The sequence below is a fragment of the Nonomuraea composti genome (assembly GCF_012034275.1).
GTDB classification, from domain to species: Bacteria; Actinomycetota; Actinomycetes; order Streptosporangiales; family Streptosporangiaceae; genus Nonomuraea; species Nonomuraea composti.
The window spans coordinates 74,836-92,203 of sequence record NZ_JAATEP010000014.1 but is presented as its reverse complement, the minus strand read 5'-3'; the positions used below and the strand labels follow the sequence as shown (position 1 = coordinate 92,203).

General features: G+C 68.2%; 8 protein-coding genes. 5 read left to right on the top strand and 3 right to left on the bottom strand.

The features are described 5' to 3' along the window. Window positions 1–129: 129 nt before the first annotated feature. Window positions 130–504, bottom strand: coding sequence for a VOC family protein (locus HCN51_RS21085; RefSeq protein ID WP_168011240.1), 375 nt, complete (start codon window positions 502–504; stop codon window positions 130–132). A gap of 81 nt (window positions 505–585) precedes the next feature. Between HCN51_RS21085 and HCN51_RS21080 the strand changes: the two genes are divergently transcribed. Further along, on the top strand, window positions 586–1,020 hold the full coding sequence (locus HCN51_RS21080) for a MarR family winged helix-turn-helix transcriptional regulator (protein ID WP_168011239.1): 435 nt from the start codon (window positions 586–588) through the stop codon (window positions 1,018–1,020). 76 nt (window positions 1,021–1,096) lie between these two features. Next, window positions 1,097–1,714: a hypothetical protein gene (locus tag HCN51_RS21075; protein WP_168011238.1), complete on the top strand. Its 618-nt coding sequence runs from the start codon at window positions 1,097–1,099 to the stop codon at window positions 1,712–1,714. Between the two features lie 456 nt (window positions 1,715–2,170). Here the strand turns inward: HCN51_RS21075 and HCN51_RS61430 are convergent, their stop codons facing one another. Both HCN51_RS61430 and HCN51_RS21065 read right to left on the bottom strand, forming a co-directional pair. Next, a complete protein-coding gene (locus HCN51_RS61430; protein ID WP_168011237.1) occupies window positions 2,171–3,667 on the bottom strand; it encodes a M28 family peptidase in 1,497 nt (498 codons plus the stop codon). Between the two features lie 143 nt (window positions 3,668–3,810). Continuing rightward, window positions 3,811–4,758 carry a non-homologous end-joining DNA ligase LigD gene (locus HCN51_RS21065; protein WP_168011236.1) on the bottom strand — a complete coding sequence of 316 codons (948 nt, stop codon included), beginning with the start codon at window positions 4,756–4,758 and terminating at the stop codon, window positions 3,811–3,813. A gap of 10 nt (window positions 4,759–4,768) precedes the next feature. Here HCN51_RS21065 and HCN51_RS59575 point away from each other — a divergent pair, with 10 nt between their 5' ends. The 3 genes from HCN51_RS59575 (at window position 4,769) to HCN51_RS21055 (ending at window position 17,359) form a co-directional block, all read left to right on the top strand. After that, complete coding sequence (locus tag HCN51_RS59575) at window positions 4,769–5,665, top strand: histidine phosphatase family protein (protein ID WP_240973080.1); 897 nt, start codon at window positions 4,769–4,771, stop codon at window positions 5,663–5,665. Window positions 5,666–5,806: 141 nt separating this feature from the next. Then, the gene (locus HCN51_RS59570; protein WP_240973078.1) at window positions 5,807–6,133 is read left to right on the top strand and encodes an MBL fold metallo-hydrolase; all 327 of its coding nucleotides are present in this window, start codon (window positions 5,807–5,809) and stop codon (window positions 6,131–6,133) included. 420 nt (window positions 6,134–6,553) lie between these two features. Then, a complete protein-coding gene (locus tag HCN51_RS21055; RefSeq protein ID WP_168011235.1) occupies window positions 6,554–17,359 on the top strand; it encodes an RHS repeat-associated core domain-containing protein in 10,806 nt (3,601 codons plus the stop codon). The last annotated feature ends 9 nt before the right edge of the window (window positions 17,360–17,368 follow it).

Genomic DNA, 17,368 nt, shown 5'->3' with positions numbered 1-17,368 from the left:
TCGCGCAGGTCAGGTGGCGTTTTTCGGTGTGGGTGCGTGCTGTTGTCCGACAGGTTGTACGCGGTCGGGCGGGGACGGGTTCAACCGAGTTCGCGAAAATTCCTCCCGTCGGAGTGAACGGGTATCGGTTCAGCCGGGGACGGCCGTGAAGAGCTCGTAGCTGTGGCCGTCGGGGTCGCGGACGTACACGCCCCGGCCGCCGCCGAGCCGGTTGATCCGCCGGTCCCAGCCGTTCATGGGGCCGGAGCCGTAGTCGATGCCCTCGTCGGCTTGGAGCCGGTCGAGCACCGCGTCGAAGGTGGCGTCGTCCACGAGGAACGCGTAGTGGCCGGGCTGGGGGGCGCGGCGGTCGTCGAAGTCGAGCGTGAGGTCGCCGTTGACCCGCACCGGGACGAACGGCCCCGCCGGCGGCCCCGCCTCGACGCCGAGGAGCCCGGCGAGGAACGCGGCCGAGGCGTGCCTGTCGGCGGCGGGGATGATCAGGTGGTTCAGGACGATGCCCATGGTGGACCCCTTCCGAAATGTATGCGATACGCACGTAATCATATGTGCGAATCGCATGCAACCTGTCGTAGGGTGAAGCCCATGAGCGAGGCGGACGAGGGCGGCCCGGCGCTGTTCCGGCTGGTGCGGTTCTGGTCGCGGCGGTGGGCGGGGCAGGCCGCCACCCGCACCGGCCAGGCCGCTCACGTGCAGCACATCCTGGTGCTGGAGGCCGTGCACACCGACCCGGGAGAGGCGACGGTCGGCACCGTGGCCCACCAGCTCGGCCTCGACCACTCGGGCGCCAGCCGCATGGTCAAGGACGCGGTCGACGCCGGTTACCTGGAGCGCGCCACCTCCGCGCACGACCGCCGCCGCGCCGCGCTCCGCCTCACCGACAGCGGGCGCGCCCTGCTGGCGGGAGCGCGCGAATGGCAGCGCCACGCCTTCGCCGACCTGACCTCTTCCTGGGACGAGCCCGACCGGCTCCGCTTCGCGGCCTACCTGTCCCGGCTGGCCGACGAGGTCGGCGCCTAGCGACGGGCAGCGCTTGACCTTGACGCGACGTCAACGTTTCTCATAGGGAGCGACGCCACCTACGGGAAGGAACGTGATGGTCCGGGTCGTGCTGCGCATCCTGACGTTCGAGCTCGCCGGCCTGGCCGCCATCGGGATGTGGGCGCTGCGCCGCAAGCACGGGGTGCCCCGGGGCGCGACGGTCGTGACGTACGCGAAGGAGCAGGCGTTCGTGCTGACCTTGTTCGCGTTCGCGATGGCGGTCGAGACCCTGGTGGTCGACCTGCTGCTGGTCGCGCTCGGCGTGCCGGCGTGGCTGCGGGTCGCGGTGCTGGCCGGCGACCTGTACGGGCTGCTGTTCGTGGCGGTGATGGCCGCCGGCTGCGCGACCCGGCCGCACGTCGTCACCAGGGACGACCTGCACATCAGGTACGGCGTCTACTTCGGGGTACGGGTGCCCAGGGACCTCATCGCCGCCGTCCGGGCCGGAGGGTCGTTCAACGAGGACAGCATGGTCACGGTGCGGGACGGCCGGCTGACGGTGGCGGTGGCCTCGCGCGTCAACGTGATGGTGGAGCTGGCCGAGCCGGTCACCGTCGTGCGGCCGCTGGGCCGGCGGGCCGAGGTGACCTCGATCCGCTTCTTCGCCGACTCGCCGGAGACGGTGATGGCGGCCCTGCGCTCCGGAGAGCCCGCCCAGCACCAGCACCCCTAGATAGCGCTGCCCGGCAGTGGGGCCCTAGGCGAAGACCTTTTGCGGCGTTACGGTCCAGGGGGCCAGACCGTGCGCATCCTCGTCGACGCCGCCGACGCCTCGGGCGCCTCCCTGGTGGAGGCGGGCATCGACAACGTGACGATCACGCGATGACTCTCCGGGCCGACCCACGCGAAGGATCGGCGCGGTGACTCTCCGGGCCGGTCCACGCGAGGGGCCGACGCGGTAGCTCTTCGGGTCGACCCACAAGAAGGGTCGGTGCGGTAGCTCTTCGGGCCGGTCCACGGAGAAGGACCGGCCCGAAGCACCCAGCATCCTCATGGAGCCGTCATGGCACTATCCCTATTTGCCCTGAAAAAGGTCCGTAAATCAACCCTGCTGGGCAACGGCGACGAAAGCTGAGGTAAGGGCGCCGGACGGGCGGAAGGACCGCCCGCCCGGCGCCGCCACGAGAGGTCAGCTCGCCGACAGGGCGGCGGCCGCCGCCTGCGGCGCCGTCCTGGCCGGGATCCCGCGCAGGTTGTACGCGAATCGGGCCACCGAGTCCGCGATCGCGTCCGAGTCCACGTCGAGCGCCGTGTCGTTGATGTTGGCGATCGTGTCGCACGCCTGGTGGTAGCACTCGTCGTACGCCACTCCGGCCGTCCCGCCGAACATCGCCGCCTCCTCGGGCGTCTTGATGCCCTCGGCGCCGGTGAAGATGCCGCCGGACGGGATGCCGACCGCGATGAACGGCCCGTAGTCGGAGCGCCCGTCGAAGTCGGTGCCCACGGTGGGCAGCGAGCGGGAGCCGTAGAAGGCCTCGAACTGCTTCTCTATCTGCGCCGAGCCGGGCGGCCCGGCGGGCGAGCCGACGCCGTCGGAGTCGTCACCGTCGTACAGCTTGTACGCGTAGTTCGGCGAGGCGATCATGTCGAAGTTCAGGTACACCCTGATCCGGTCGCGCTGCGCCTCCGACAGGGACGCCACGTACTGGTCGGAGCCGAGCAACCCGATCTCCTCACCCGCCCAGAACGCGAAGCGCACCTTGTTCTTGACCGGGACGAGAGCCATCTCCTCCGCGATCTCCAGGATGGCCGCGCTGCCGGAGCCGTTGTCGTTGATGCCGGGCCCGGCCTCCACGCTGTCGAGGTGGCCGCCGACCATGACGACGTTGCGCGGGTCGCCGAAGCGGGTCTCGGCGATGACGTTGTCGCTGGTGCCGAGCACGAGGTTGGCGTCCACCTTGAGGCGGACGGTGGCGCCGGGCGTGTTCGCCAGCTCGTTGCCGACGGCGAAGCTGGCGAACACCATCGGGATGCCGGCCCGCCACTCGCCGATGTTGAGCGGATAGGGGTCGGTGCGTCCCGGCTGGCCCTCGTTGAAGACGATGAGGCCGGAGGCTCCCGCGCGGGCCGCGTTCATCACCTTGTTGACGAAGGGGCAGGTGCCGCGCTGGATGAGCGCGATGCGGCCGGCGACGAAGCCGGCGAAGTCGGACTCCTCGCAGCCGCTGGTCGAGCTGGGCGCCGGGGTCGGCGGCAGCGTCAGGTCCACGCCCTGGACCTGCGCGGTCACGTCGCCGGACGGGGAGGGCTCGAAGGTGACGAAGTCGGTGCCGGGCGTGTATGTCTTCGAGGTGGGAGCGGTGAGGTTGAGAACGGGTGGGGTGTTCTCGCTCCAGCTCTCGGGGAAGTTGATCGGCTGGCGCGTGACCTTGTAGCCGGCCCTGCGCAGCTTGCCCTCCACGTACGCGGCGGAGGCGTCGTAACCGGGTGTGCCGATGGCGCGGGTGCCGCCGTTGGCGTCGGCGATGGCCTGGAGTGCCTGGAGGTGCTTCTTGACGTTGGCGCCCTTGACCTTCTTGACGAGCACCTTGGCGAAGGCGTCGTCGAGGCCGCCGGCGTGTGCCGGCACGGCCATGGCCAGGGGTAAGGCGAGTGTGGTGATCAGCGCGATGACGAGTCTCCGCATGCAGGTCCCCCATGGGTCACCGGGATGGCACGGCCCTTGCCCCCGAGCTGCCGTCGCCCGAACGTAACCCGGCGCGGGATCAGCGTGAAGACCCACAATTGTCGCGAATTCGCGACATCATGCGCTGCCGCGAATTCGCGACATCACTCCGCGCGGCGGGCGCGGGCGCGCCGCTTGCCCTCGTGCATCGCCTGGACGCGGGCGACCGGGATCGTGTGCCCCTCCTCGACGAGGTCGGCGGGCAGCCGCTGCGGCGCGGGCATGTGCTCGGCCCACGGGTCGCCGTCCTTCAGCAGGCCCGGCGCGGTCCGCAGCGTGAAGTCGCCCGGCGCCACCTGTTCGAGGTCGGCCCACGCGAGCGGGAAGGAGACGGGCACGCCGGGCCGGATGCGCGGGCTGTAGGTGGCCACCACTGTGGCGCCGCCCGCGCGGGTGGAGTCGAGGAACACCTTGCCCTCGCGGTCCTCCCTGATGAACGCCGTGGTGGCCAGCGCCGGGTCCAGCCGCTCGGCCCGCGCCGCCAGCGCGCGGGTGGCCGCCGCGAGGTCGTCCATGGCGGTGCCCTCCAGCACGGGCACGAACACGTGCACCCCCTTGGCGCCGCTCGTCTTCACCGCGCCCGCCAGCCCCATGTCCGTCAGCGCCTGCCGCACCAGGAGCGCGCCGCGCACGGCCAGCGAGAAGGAGTCGTCGTGCTCGGGCGGGTCGAGGTCGAGGACCAGGTGGGTGGGGTGGCCGCCGGCGTACAGGGCCGGATGGAACTCCACCGCCCGCTGGTTGGCGAACCACAGCAGCGTCTTCCTGTCGTCGCACAGCGCGTACGTCACCTGCCGGCGCGACGCCTCCGCCCACACCGACACCGACCGCACCCAGGCGGGGGCGTACTTGGGCAGGTTCTTCTGCATGAACGGCTCCTGCCCCGGGCGCACGCGCACGACCGAGAGCGGGCGCTCGCGCAGCACGGGGAGGATGCGGTCGCGCACGGCGTCGAGGTAGTCGACCAGGTCGCGTTTGGTGGCGCCGGCGCCGTCGAACAGCGGCTGGTCCAGGTTGGTCAGGTCGACGCCGTCGCGCGTCTCGTCAGCGGCCACCCGCCCTACGATGCCGACATTCGAACGTGTGGTCAACAACCCGACGAGAAGGCGGCTGCGCGACGCCCTGCTCGCCGTCGCCCACCACGGCCCACTGCCGCGTGCCGCCGAGACTGCCCGGGTGGCGGGCGAGCACTTCCCCGGCATTCCTGTACGCGTTTCGGAGGCCGCCGGGGACTACGTGCCGTACGCGGACGGCGTGCCCGAGGCGTACGCGCGGGTTCGCCGAGCAGTTCGAGGCGGACCCGGAGCTGGCACGGCAGGCGATCGACCTGTTCACGGGGCCGGTGGACGGGATCAGGTACGAGCTGGTGGTCACGCACAGGTTCCTGATCGGCTGGCTGGTGCGCGCGGGGCCATGCACGCCCCGGCGTGGCGCTGGCTCGGGCTCAACCACGCCCACGCCGCACTGACCGTCATCCGCTACGCGTCCGACCGGCCACCGTCCGTGCTTTTCTTCAACGACCAGAGCCACCTGCCCGCCGAACTGCGCTGGACCGACTTCCCGTCCGAGCTGCGCGGGATCCACTACTTTCGACTCCGTACTGGTTGCGCCGCCTCTCCGCCGGTCACTACGGTCTCGGCAAGCAGACACGACGCGGAAGGGCCTCATGCTGAGGCAGATCGCGGAGGGGTGCTGGTCCACCGGAGCGAGTTCGTCCAGGCCAACGCCGTCGTCATATGCAGCCGGGTCGGCGTGCTGCTCATCGGCCCCGAAGTGCAGGACCACGAGCTGACCTACCTCGCGGACGACCTCGCCGGTTCGGGCCACACCGTCGCGGCAGGCTTCTCGACGCATCCGGATTGGACCACCTGCTCTAGCACGCCTGGCTCGGCACGCCCCCCGGTACGGCACCGTACGCTGCCAGCCACCGTCCGGGAGCTGCTGACCATTCGGCCGCGTTGAACCACATTGCCGACCACCTGCGAGAGGCGGAGGTCGGGGGGTAAGGTCCCGCAAGGCCTGCTCGGCGCCATCACCGCCCTGTCCGCCGGAACGACCCTGATCCGCTAGGACGGCCCTCGGCTTCGGATCACCGAGCACCAGGTGCACGCCCCCGGCGACGCGACGCTGCTCATCGAGGAGCGCGGGATCCTCGGCGCCAGCGACATATTGTCCGATGTCCTGGTCCCGATGCTCGACCTGGAGGGGGCCGACCTGATCGAAGACTATCTCGCGGCGCTGCGGCTGCTGGAGGACGTGGCGGGCGACGCCGAGGCCGTCGTCCGCGGCCACGGGCCCCTGGCGGAGCCGGTCAGGTGCGGGCGCGGATCGAGCTGGACCGGGCGTACGTGCTCGCGTTGCGACGGCCACTCCCCCGACAATCCGCGGATGCTCCTCTCGGCGAGGCCAGGCCGGGCTGGGAGTGGGTGAGCGGTATCCACGAAAGGCAGCCCCAGCGCTTCATCCGCAGAGGCTAGCCCGCCATCGGGACAAAGAGGCCGTGCAATACCCTTCGCCTATCCCGATCAGGCACGATGACTTACCAGTATGATCTTGATCACTTGGATCATGACCGCTGCGTTCCGTGAGCTGTGTGGATACCGCGTCGCATTCGTCCGGTTTCCTGCCGTGAGGCAGGGGCGACCGTACGAGATCTATGCGGTGATCGACTGCTCGGCTATACAAAGAGTGATCTTTTTTATGTCGCTTTTATGACTCGTTCGAACGCGCACTCGCTGTCCGTCTCGCGAGCGCCCTTTGCCACGGGAGTTGTAACGGATGAGATTTTGGCGTGCGCGAAATCGGTCAGCCAGCAGAAAGCCGAACCGTCGCCTCCGGGCCAGGTTCACGGTGATCCTGGCCGCCGCGCTCCTTCCCAGCCTCGTTCAACTCCAGGCCGAGCCCGCGCTCGCCAATCCGGTTCGTACGCACCTGGAAATTCCGGGATCGCCCGCCGAAGGAGCGTCGAACAGCCTCCCGGTCCAGCAGACCGGAACCGCCAGAAACCTTCCCCACCTGGTCGGCTCTGAGGTTACCCGAACCGACATCGACACTCCCGGCACCAAGTCCGTCAAACGGCCCAAGGGCGCGTTACCTCTGGACGAGCCACAGGAACCGGCCGACGCCTCTGTCGAGGGCTTGCAGGATCCGCCGCCGCTCCCGGTGGAGCCGAACTCCGAGCCGGAATCCACCGGGAACGCCCCGTCCGCCGCCGTGCCGCCTGTCCCGGCGACGGCGAGGACGGCCGCCGTTGCATCTCACCCGTCGACCCCCAGGACCACCGCGACGGCAACCGCCGGAGAGCCCGTAGTGTCCGCGCTGTCCGCGGGCCCCGGGACGAGCAACTCGGACGCGGTGATCCTGTCATCGCCGAAGCCGTGGTTCGAGGCTCGGGTGGTCGATCCTGACGGGCGCAAAGTGGGGCTGAGCGTGGAGGTCGAGCACGACCCCTCCGTCCCGGCACAGGGCAGCGGCCAGATCTGGGCCTACACCGGAGGAACGGGAAGTACGTCAGGCTCAGTGATCCGGTACACGATCGACTCGGGAAAGCTCCAGGACGGCTGGACCATCCGCTGGCGGGCGCGTGGCCTGACCTTCGACTCGACCGGCGCGTGGTCGGACTGGCGGACTGCCAGGCTGGACATCAGCAAGCCCGCCGTGTCCGAGCTGAAGTCAGGGCCGGGTACCGAGGTCTCGGGAACGATGATCCTCTCATCGCCGAAGCCGTGGTTCGAAGCTCGGGTCTCCGACCCTGACGGGCGCAACGTCGGGATGAGCGTGGAGGTCGAGCACGACCCCTCCGTCCCAGCACAGGGCAGCGGCCAGATCTGGACCTACACCGGCGGCGCGGGCAACGCGACCGGTTCCGTCGTCCGCTTCACCGCCCCCTACGGCGTGCTCAAGGACGGCTGGCTGATCCGCTGGCGGGCACGCGGCATCACCCCGACCGAAACCAGCAGCACTCTGTACGGCCCCTGGTCCGGCTGGCAGACGGCCAAGCTGGACATCAGCAAGCCCGCCGTGTCGGACCTGTCAGCAGGGCCAGGCGCTTCCGGGGACGGCCAATCGATCCTGACGTCCTTGACCCCCTGGTTCGAGGCCAAGGTGTCCGACCCTGACGGACGCATGGTGGGCATGGCCGTCGAAGTCGAGCACGATCCTTCGGCTGCAGGGCAGGGCACCGGCCGCATCTGGTCCTATACCGGGGGGTCCGCCGACCCCTCGGGATCGTACGTGGCCTATGAGATGCCCTCGAACCTGCTGAAGGACGGCTGGCTGATCCGTTGGCGGGCACGCGGCATTACCCCGACCGAAACCAGCAGCACTCTGTACGGCCCCTGGTCCGGCTGGCAGGCGGCTCGGGTGGACATCAGCAAGCCCACGGCGTCGGGCCTGGCCTCCGGGCCCGGCACGACCACATCGGGCCTGACGGCACTGAACACGCTGACGCCATGGCTGGAGGCCAAGATCTCCGATCCCGACGGGCGTAACGTCGGGATGAGCGTGGAGATCGAGCACGACCCCTCCGTGCCGTCCCAGGGCAGCGGCCGGATCTGGACCTACACCGGCGGCGCGGGCAATCCGACCGGTTCAACGGTACGTTTCACCGTGTCATCGGGCGTCCTCAAGGACGGCTGGCTGATCCGCTGGCGCGCACGCGGCATCACCCCGACCGAAACCAGCAGCACTCTGTACGGCCCCTGGTCCGGCTGGCAGACCGCACGCATCGACATCAGCAAGCCCGCGGCCTCCAGCCTTTCCGCCGGACCCGGCACCCAGGGAGCAGGCCTTACCACGCTGAGCACGCTGACACCATGGCTGGAGGCCAAGATCTCCGATCCCGACGGGCGTAACGTCGGGATGAGCGTGGAGATCGAGCACGACCCCTCCGTGCCGTCCCAGGGCAGCGGCCGGATCTGGACCTACACCGGCGGCGCGGGCAATCCGACCGGTTCAACGGTACGTTTCACCGTGTCATCGGGCGTCCTCAAGGACGGCTGGCTGATCCGCTGGCGCGCACGCGGCATCACCCCCACCAACGGGACCCAGACGCTCTACGGCCCATGGTCGACCTGGCAGAGCGGACGCATCGACATAACCAAACCCGCCGTATCCGCCTTATATGCCTCACCCGGCGTGTCCGGGACCACCCTGTCCACGCTGACCTCGCTCACGCCGTCCTTCGGCGCCACCGTCACTGACTCCGATGGCCGCAACGTCGGACTGGGCGTCGAAGTGGAGCACGATCCGTCTGTACCGTCCCAGGGCACCGGCAGGATCTGGAGCAATACGGGCGGCGCAGGTAACACCACCGGCTCGACCATCGCCTTCACCATCGACTCGGGCAAACTGCGCGACGGCTGGCTGATCCGCTGGCGAGCGCGCGGCCACACCCCGACCGAGAGCAGTGCCACTCTCTACGGCCCCTGGTCAACGTGGCAGACCGCCAGGATCCAGGTGAACAACCCGGCGGGCACCGGGCTCGGCGCGGTCCCCGCCACTCAGGGCGCGAACGGGTGGACGTTGTCCTCACTGACGCCCTGGCTCTACTCCAAGATCACGAGTTCGAACGGTGCCGCATCGGTACTCGGCGCGGAGATCGAGCACGACCCCTCCGTCCCAGCCCAGGGCACCGGCCAGATCTGGGCAGGTCAGGGCACGACCTCGTACGCGTCCGGGTCCAACGCCTGGCTCCAGGTCCCCACCGCCAAGCTGCAGGACGGCTGGCTGATCCGCTGGCGCGTCAGGGGCGTCCCCACCTCCGGCGCAGTCGGCGCCTGGTCCGACTGGCAGTCGGCGCTGGTGGCGCTCGACCAGCCGAGCGTGGCCGGCATCGGTCTGACCCCGGGCACCTCCGGTGACAACGGCTGGACCGTGCCGTCGCTGACACCCTGGATGTTCGGCAAGGTCACCTCGGCCGAGGGCCGTGCCTCCTATCTCGGTGTCGAAGTGGAGCACGACCCATCCGCCCCTGAGCAGGGTTCCGGCCAGATCTGGGCAGGTCAGGGCACAACCTCGTACGCGTCCGGGTCCAACGCTTGGGTCCAGGTCCCCACAGCCAAGCTGCAGGACGGCTGGCGAATTCAGTGGCGTGTCCGAGCCGTGACCACTAACGGCGTCAAGGGCCCGTGGTCGAACTGGCAGCCGGCACGGGTGAACCTGAACGTGCCGTCCGCGGAAGGGCTCGGCCTCGCTCCGGGCCGACGGGGCACCGCGTCCTGGTCGGCGACCACGGTCACCCCCTCGATGTACGCCAAGGTCACCGACCCGGAGAACCGCCCGGCCCAGCTGGCGATCGAGGTGGAGCACGACCCGGCCGTCCCCGAGCAGGGTTCCGGCCAGATCTACGCGGGCAAGTCCACGACCTCCTACCCATCCGGCTCGGACGCCTGGATGGCAGTGCCCGCGGGCAAGCTGAAGGACGGTTGGCTCTTCCGCTGGCGAGTTCGCGCCGTCACCACAAGCGGCGCAAGCAGTCCCTGGTCGGATTGGCAGTCGGGGGTCGTGACCGCGCTGCCGTTCATCAGCTTCACGCCCGAGCACAACAGTCAGACCGGGACGTTGGAGCCCACACTGTCGGCGCACGCGCAGTCCGCGAACGAGGACGCGGTCACCTACTGGTTCCAGCTCTGCTCGGGCGCCCCGTCGAACTGGACATGGTGCGAGAGCACACCTTCCTGGGAGAAGTCGGGAACCTGGTCGACTTCCAGCCTGCGTGGAGGGCACAAGCTGGCCTGGGGGCAGACCTACTGGTGGCAGGCCAAGGCGACCACCGGCGCCATCACCGTGACCTCGTCCTGGCGGGCCTTCACACCGACGCCTGAGCAGGGCACGATCAACTCCTCCCTCGGCACGGGCACGGACGGGCGCGCATTCGACTACTCCTCAGGCAACTTCACCCATACCGAGACCGATGCGTCCGTGACGGTCATCGGTCCGCCGCTGAGCGTCACGCGTACGTACAACAGTCTCGATCCACGCACCGCTGGAGCCTTCGGCGCGGGCTGGTCGACGCGGTGGGACATGCGGATAGACGCCGAACCGCAGACCAAGACGCTGCTGGTGACCTATCCCGGCGGCGAGCAGAACCGCTTCGCCGCCAAGGGCGACGGCACGTACGCGGCGCCATCGGGCACGTTCGCGACCCTGGCCGCTCTGCAGGAGGGCGGCTGGCGGCTGATGGACAAGGCGTCCACGTCCTACTGGTTCGACGCCGACGGCCGACTCACTAAGATGAGCGACCATCGCGGCCACGCTCAGGAGTTGACCTACGGAACCGACGGCAGGCTGGCCAAGGCCACCTCACCCGGCGGCAGGTCTCTCACCTTCACCTGGACGGGCAACCACATCACCGCCGTGACTACCGACCCTGTCGACGGCACAGCGCTCACCTGGACATACTCCTATGACGGCGACAAGCTGATACGAGCCTGCCCACCCCGCACCACCATCGCGTGCGCCGTCTATACCTACGCCGACGCCTCGCGCTACCGCAGCGCCGTCCTTGACTCCGGCCCGGTCGGATACTGGCGGCTGAACGAGACCGCCGCGGCCATCGGCACGAAGATCGCCAGCTCGGCGTCCTGGATCCCAGAACCGGGGGACGAGGCCAAGCTCGGCGGCACCACCGCCGACGCGACGCCCGGCGATCCCGGCGCGCTGACCGGATCGCCGGACACGGCGATGCGGTTCAGCGGCACGTCGAACTCCGCTTATGTGACCCTGCCTCAGGCGGTGATCAGCGGCCGCGGCGGCAACCTGGCGGTCGAGGCGTGGTTTAAGACCACCGGCACGGGCGCGATCGTCAGCTACCAGAACAGCGCGTCCCGCTCCCCGTCGGCCTTCACGCCCGTCCTGTACGTGGGCACCGACGGCAAACTGCGCGGCCAGTTCTACACGGGCACACCCGCCCCGATCACCACGGCTGCTCCGGTCAACGACGGCGCCTGGCACCACGTGGTCCTGTCGGCCGCGGAGAACATCCAGACCCTCTTCCTGGACGGCCAGGCCGCCGGCACACTCGCCGGCGAGATCACCCATGTCGGTCAGTGGGAGACCAGGATCGGCTCCGGCTACGGCTCAGCTTCTTGGCCCGCCACGACGACCTCGTCAGCGCCCTTCTCGTTCGCCGGCGACATCGACGAGGTAGCCGTGTACGGCAAACCGCTCGGCGAGCAGGTGGTCAAGACTCACTACGCCGCCCGGCTGCCGCAGCCGCAGATGACCAGGGCTGTCGCGCCTTCCGGCCGTACCGAGGCGGAGAATGTCTACGCCGACGGTGGCCGGCTGGCCCAGCACACCGACGCCAACGGCGGCACGTGGACGCTGTCGGCGACGGCCTACACCAAGGTGACCACGCTCGCGATCTTCGCCACGACGACGGTGACCGATCCGCACGCCGGAACGCTCACCTACGTGAACGACGCCATGCGCGACAACCGGCCGGTCTCCCGAGCCGATCAGCTCGGCAAGACCACCAAGTACGCCTACGATGTCGGAGGCTTCCCCACCAAGATTTTCGACCCCAACGGGAACACCGTGGAGACGGCGTTCAACGTCCGCGGCAACCTGCTGTCCAGAAGGACCTGTCGAACTCGGGACGACTGTTCCAGCGAGTACTACGACTACTACCTCGACGTCGACGACCCCTTCAATCCGCGCAACGACCTCAGAACCGCCTACCGGGATGCCAGATCAGCGTCGCCAACGGACGAGACGTACCGAACCTCCTGGTCCTTCAACTCCCATGGCGAGGAGACCGGGCAGACCAAGCCGGCCACGACGGACTTCCCACAGGGCCGTTCGACGCTGAAGGTGTACAGCGACGGGACCGAGCCCGCCGTCGGCGGCGGGCTTACCCCTGCCGGCCTGCTGAAATCGGCCAAAGACTTCAAAGGCAACGAAACCACCTACTCGTACACCGCGACTGGCGACCTGGCGAGCGAGACCAGCCCGACGGGGCTGAGCAAGAAGTACGAGCACGACGCGCTGGGGCGGGTCGTTACGGTTACCGAGATTTCACGAGCCTTCCCCGGCGGGATCAAGACGACCATCGCCTACGACTCGCTGGGCAGGGTTGTCTCTCGCACCGGCGGCGGTGTGAAGAACACCGTGACCGGGGTGACGCACACCTCGCAGTGGACCGGGACGTACGATGCGGACGGGCTGCCCCTGACCGAATCGCTAGCAGACCTGACCGGCGGCGATGTGACCCGCACCACCACGTACACCTACGACGCCTACGGCCGGGTGGAAACGGTGACCGGCCCGGAAGGCGGGGTGCAGCGCTTCTCCTATGACCATAAGGGGCAGAAGACCGCCTTCACCGACGAGCGCGGCACCACCTTCCACTATGGCTACACCCCACGTGGCGAATGGGCCACGACCACACTCAAGGGCTGGACAGGCAGCCCTGTCGCCCCGGAGCCCGCGGCTGACGTGGTCATGACCTCCAACGCCTACGATCCGGCCGGGCGGATGGCGTCGCAGACGGACGCGCTGGGCCGTACCACCGTCTACACCTACTACAACGACAACAGCCCCGCAGAGAAGATCGCCAAGGCCGTCAGACTGAACGGCTCGGCCACGCTTCGCGACGTGGTGCTGGAGAGCAAGGTTTACGACCCGGCTGGCAACACGAAACGCCAGACGAGCGACGGTGGCTCGCTGCGGATCGACATGGTCTTCGACGCAGCTGGACGCCTAGTGTCGCAGGCGATCGATCCCGAGAAGCTGAACCGGGTCACCACCATGAACTACGACGCCAACGACAACGTGACCAAGGTCGCCCTGACCGCGGCCGGCACCAGTCGCGCCGAGGTCAGCGAGTACGTCTACAACGCCGACGATCAGCCGGTGCGGCAGATCGTGCACAACGACGGGCAGGACCTGGTGACCAGCTTCACCGTGGACGAGCGCGGCCTGGTCACCGCGACTACGGATCCGCGCGGCAATGTGTCCGGCGCCGACCCTGCCGCCTTCACCACCACCGTCTCCTACGACGAGGCCGGACAGCCCACACAGGTCCAGTTGCCGCCGGTCGCTGTCGAGCGCGCCGGCGCCTCCACGGTCACGGTGCGGCCGACGGCCAAGATGGGCTACAACACCTTTGGCGACAGGACGCACCAGATCGACGCGGAAGGCCGGTCCACCACGTCGACGTTCGACCGGGCTGGGCGGGTCGTCGAGCAGGTGTTCCCCACCTACACGCCGCCGGGAGGACAACCGATCAGCCCCAAGGTGAGCGCGGTCTACGACGCCGCGGGCCAGGTGACCACGTCGAAGGACCGCCGCGGCCAGATCACCACGGCGGTCTACGACGGGCTCGGCCGCAAGGTCCAGGTCACCTCGCCGAAGGCGGGCGAGGCGCCGGCCGGTGTGTGGACCTATGGCTTCGACGTGCTGGGAGAGGCCCTGTGGACGGTCGACCCCACCGGGGCCCGATCCGAATCGACCTATGACGACCTGGGCCGCCAGATCACCTTGACCACGATCGAGCGCAGGCCTTCCCAGGCGGCCTACGTCACGCGGATGGAGTACGACGACGCCGGCCGCGTGACCAAGACCATCCGACCGACGGGGGACGCGAGCACCCGCGCCTACGACGCGACCGGCGCGCTCAGCAGTGAGACCGACGCGCTGGGCAACACCACCACGTTCGCTTACGATCCGGCCGGGCGTCCGGCTCGAACCACCGACCCATTGGGCCGCTCCAGCACCGCGGCCTATGACCTGGCAGGCAGGAAGACCGAGATCCGAGAGCTCGACACCAACGGCGGCGTGCTGCGTACCAGAAAGATCCGCTACGACCCGGCAGGTAACCCGATCAGTCAGACCTCGGCCGAGGGCCACACGTCCACCCATGTGTTCGACGCGGCGAACCGGCTGATCGAGATCCAGGAGCCGGTGTCGGCCACAGAGAAGATCACCACGAGCTTCGGCTACGACGCGACGGGATCCAGGACACGCTCGACCGACGGCCGCGGCAACATCACCTTCACCACCTACAACACCCTCGGACTCGCCGAGTCGGTGATCGAACCCAGCACCACGGCCCACCCTGGCTTGTCCGACCGCACGTGGACCACCCTCTACGACGCGGCAGGCAATCCGGTCAGCAGCCTCGTACCCGGCGGTGTCCGCGTGGATCGCGTCTTCGACGAGCTCAACAGACTGACCAAGCAGACCGGCATCGGCGCGGAGGCCACGACCGAGGACAAGACGTTCCGATACGACCAGGCAGGAAGGCTGGTCGGGGCGAACGAGCTCAGCTTCACCTTCAACGACCGCGGCCTGCTGCTGAAGACGGCCGGTGCGGCCGGCGACCTCAACACCTACGCCTACGACGCCGACAACCGGCTCGCCCAGCGCGTCGACATCACAGGCACCTCGACGTACACATGGGACGATGCCGACCGGCTGACCCAGTCCGTTGACCCGGTCAGCGCCACCACGATCGGCTACGGCTACGACAATGCCTCCCGCCTGACCTCGATGACCTACGGCGCCACGGGCGCCCGCCGCTCCTACACCTACGACTCGCTGAACCGGCTGACCAAGGACCAGCTCACCACCGCCTCCGGCGGTGCCATCGCCTCCATCGAGTACGGCTACGACCTCGACGACAATCTCACGTCGAAGACCACCACCGGAACGGCCGGCGCAGGCAGCAACACCTACACCTATGACTGGTCCAACCGGCTCACCTCCTGGACCGCCCCCGACGGTAAGAAGACCGACTACGGCTGGGACGCCTCGGGCAACCGGATCAGGGCCGGCGACCAGACCTTCACCTACGACCAGCGCAACCGCCTGACCGGAGGTGACGGCCACACCTACACATACACAGCACGTGGCACGCTGAAGGAGGACTCGGCCGGTATTGTCCGCCTGACCAAGTTCGACGCCTTCGACCGCCTCGTCCAGGACGACAGCGTCACCTACGACTACGACGGCCTGGACCGGATCGAGACCCGTGCCCAGGGCCAGCAGACGACCCGCCACATATACGACGGCCTCAGCAACAATCTTGTGTGCGTCACTGGCGCCGACGACATTGTGCGCTCGGCCTTCGGTCGCGACGCGCTGGGCCGCACGCTGGGCATCAGCGACGGCGCAGGCGCGCAACTCGCCTTCTCGGACCTGCGTGGCGACCTGGTGGGCGCGTTCACTACGAGCGGCACCGCCCTGATCGACTCAGTCGCCTACGATCCGTTCGGCGAGGTCGTCACGCGTGCGGGCAACGCCCACGCCCTCGGCTATCAGGGTGCCTACACCGATCCGGACTCGGGCAAGGTCAACATGGCCGCACGCTGGTACCAGCCCGGCACAGGGAGTTTCGTCTCAGGAGACACACTCACGCAGAACCCGGACCCGAGCGTTCAGCTCAACCGTTACGCCTACGCCAACGACAATCCGCTCACCAATATCGACCCTGACGGTCACGCGTCCATGAGCAAGGTCATGAGCAAGCTCTCCAGCAAGGTCAAGACCATGCTGTTCACCAACATCTGGCACACCGACCCCGCCGGATCGGCGGGCGGCATGACGAGCAAGAAGCCGAACTGCCCCAAAGGCGCGAAGCGGAGCAAGGGCGACTTCTGTAATGACGCGGCGGCTGAATACTCGATGTGCACCAAGAAAAACAAGGGGAAATCCGGCAAGGACCTCTGCCAGGACATGAAGGAGGACTACCTCTACTGCCGTCATGAGAACCGCTCCGGGAATTACAAGGGTGATGCCGGTACGTGCCGCTCCTTCGCCGCGGAATATCTTGAGTGCCGAAAGGGCACCGATTACGAGGCGCACATGAACGATGACATCTGCTCCGGCGCCGGACGCGAAGTCCGTCGCTGCCTGTTCGGGAACGAGACTGATGGGCGTCCTGGGTACGGGCAAGGAGTCGGCGGCTGCGAAAACGTACGATTCACTTACTACTCATGCCGGAGGGACAAGAGAGGTGACGATCCGGGATGCAGTACCTATTCGGAGGTCAGCTTCCGGTGCAACACACACCGCAACCTCAAGTGTGACGACCTAAAGGACAAATTCCTCGGCTGCTACAAGCGCGGCAGGGGAATGTCGGCGAACGAATGCGCATTCGGTGTCAACGTGCTGTATCACTGTCGGGACAGCGTGAACCAGAAGGTCTTTTCAGACAAGAACATCTGCAGCAACACTTGGAATTCCTTCCTCTCCAGCTGCGCCGGCCTCAAGGGTCTCACCGGCCCCAACTGCACACAGGGGGAAAGCTGGCAGGATGTGAGCTACGCCATCTGTCAGAACGGTAAGGGCGCCGGTGTGTGCGTCACATACGTAAGCGACGCCGACAAGGGCACCATCGAGAAGGGTGGCGAACTGCCCATGGTCATCCTGACCGCCGGGCTCGATATCTGTGCGGCGGTCATGGGCGGAAGCGCCCCGCAGGTCGCCGCAGGATGCGGGGTGGTGAAGGCGGTGATCGACATCATCAACGGGGTGCTAAAGGAAATGGAGGAGAGCGAGATGGCCGCCGCCGCCAGGGGCAGCAGGTCCCATGGCGAAGGCGCCGGTGTGGCCGTCATCACCAAAACGAGCAATTGCAGGTTCAGTAAGTACGCGCCCAACTGCAAACCCGAGTACGCGCATGTCACAGACACCAGATACGCGCCGCTGTGATCGCGGACC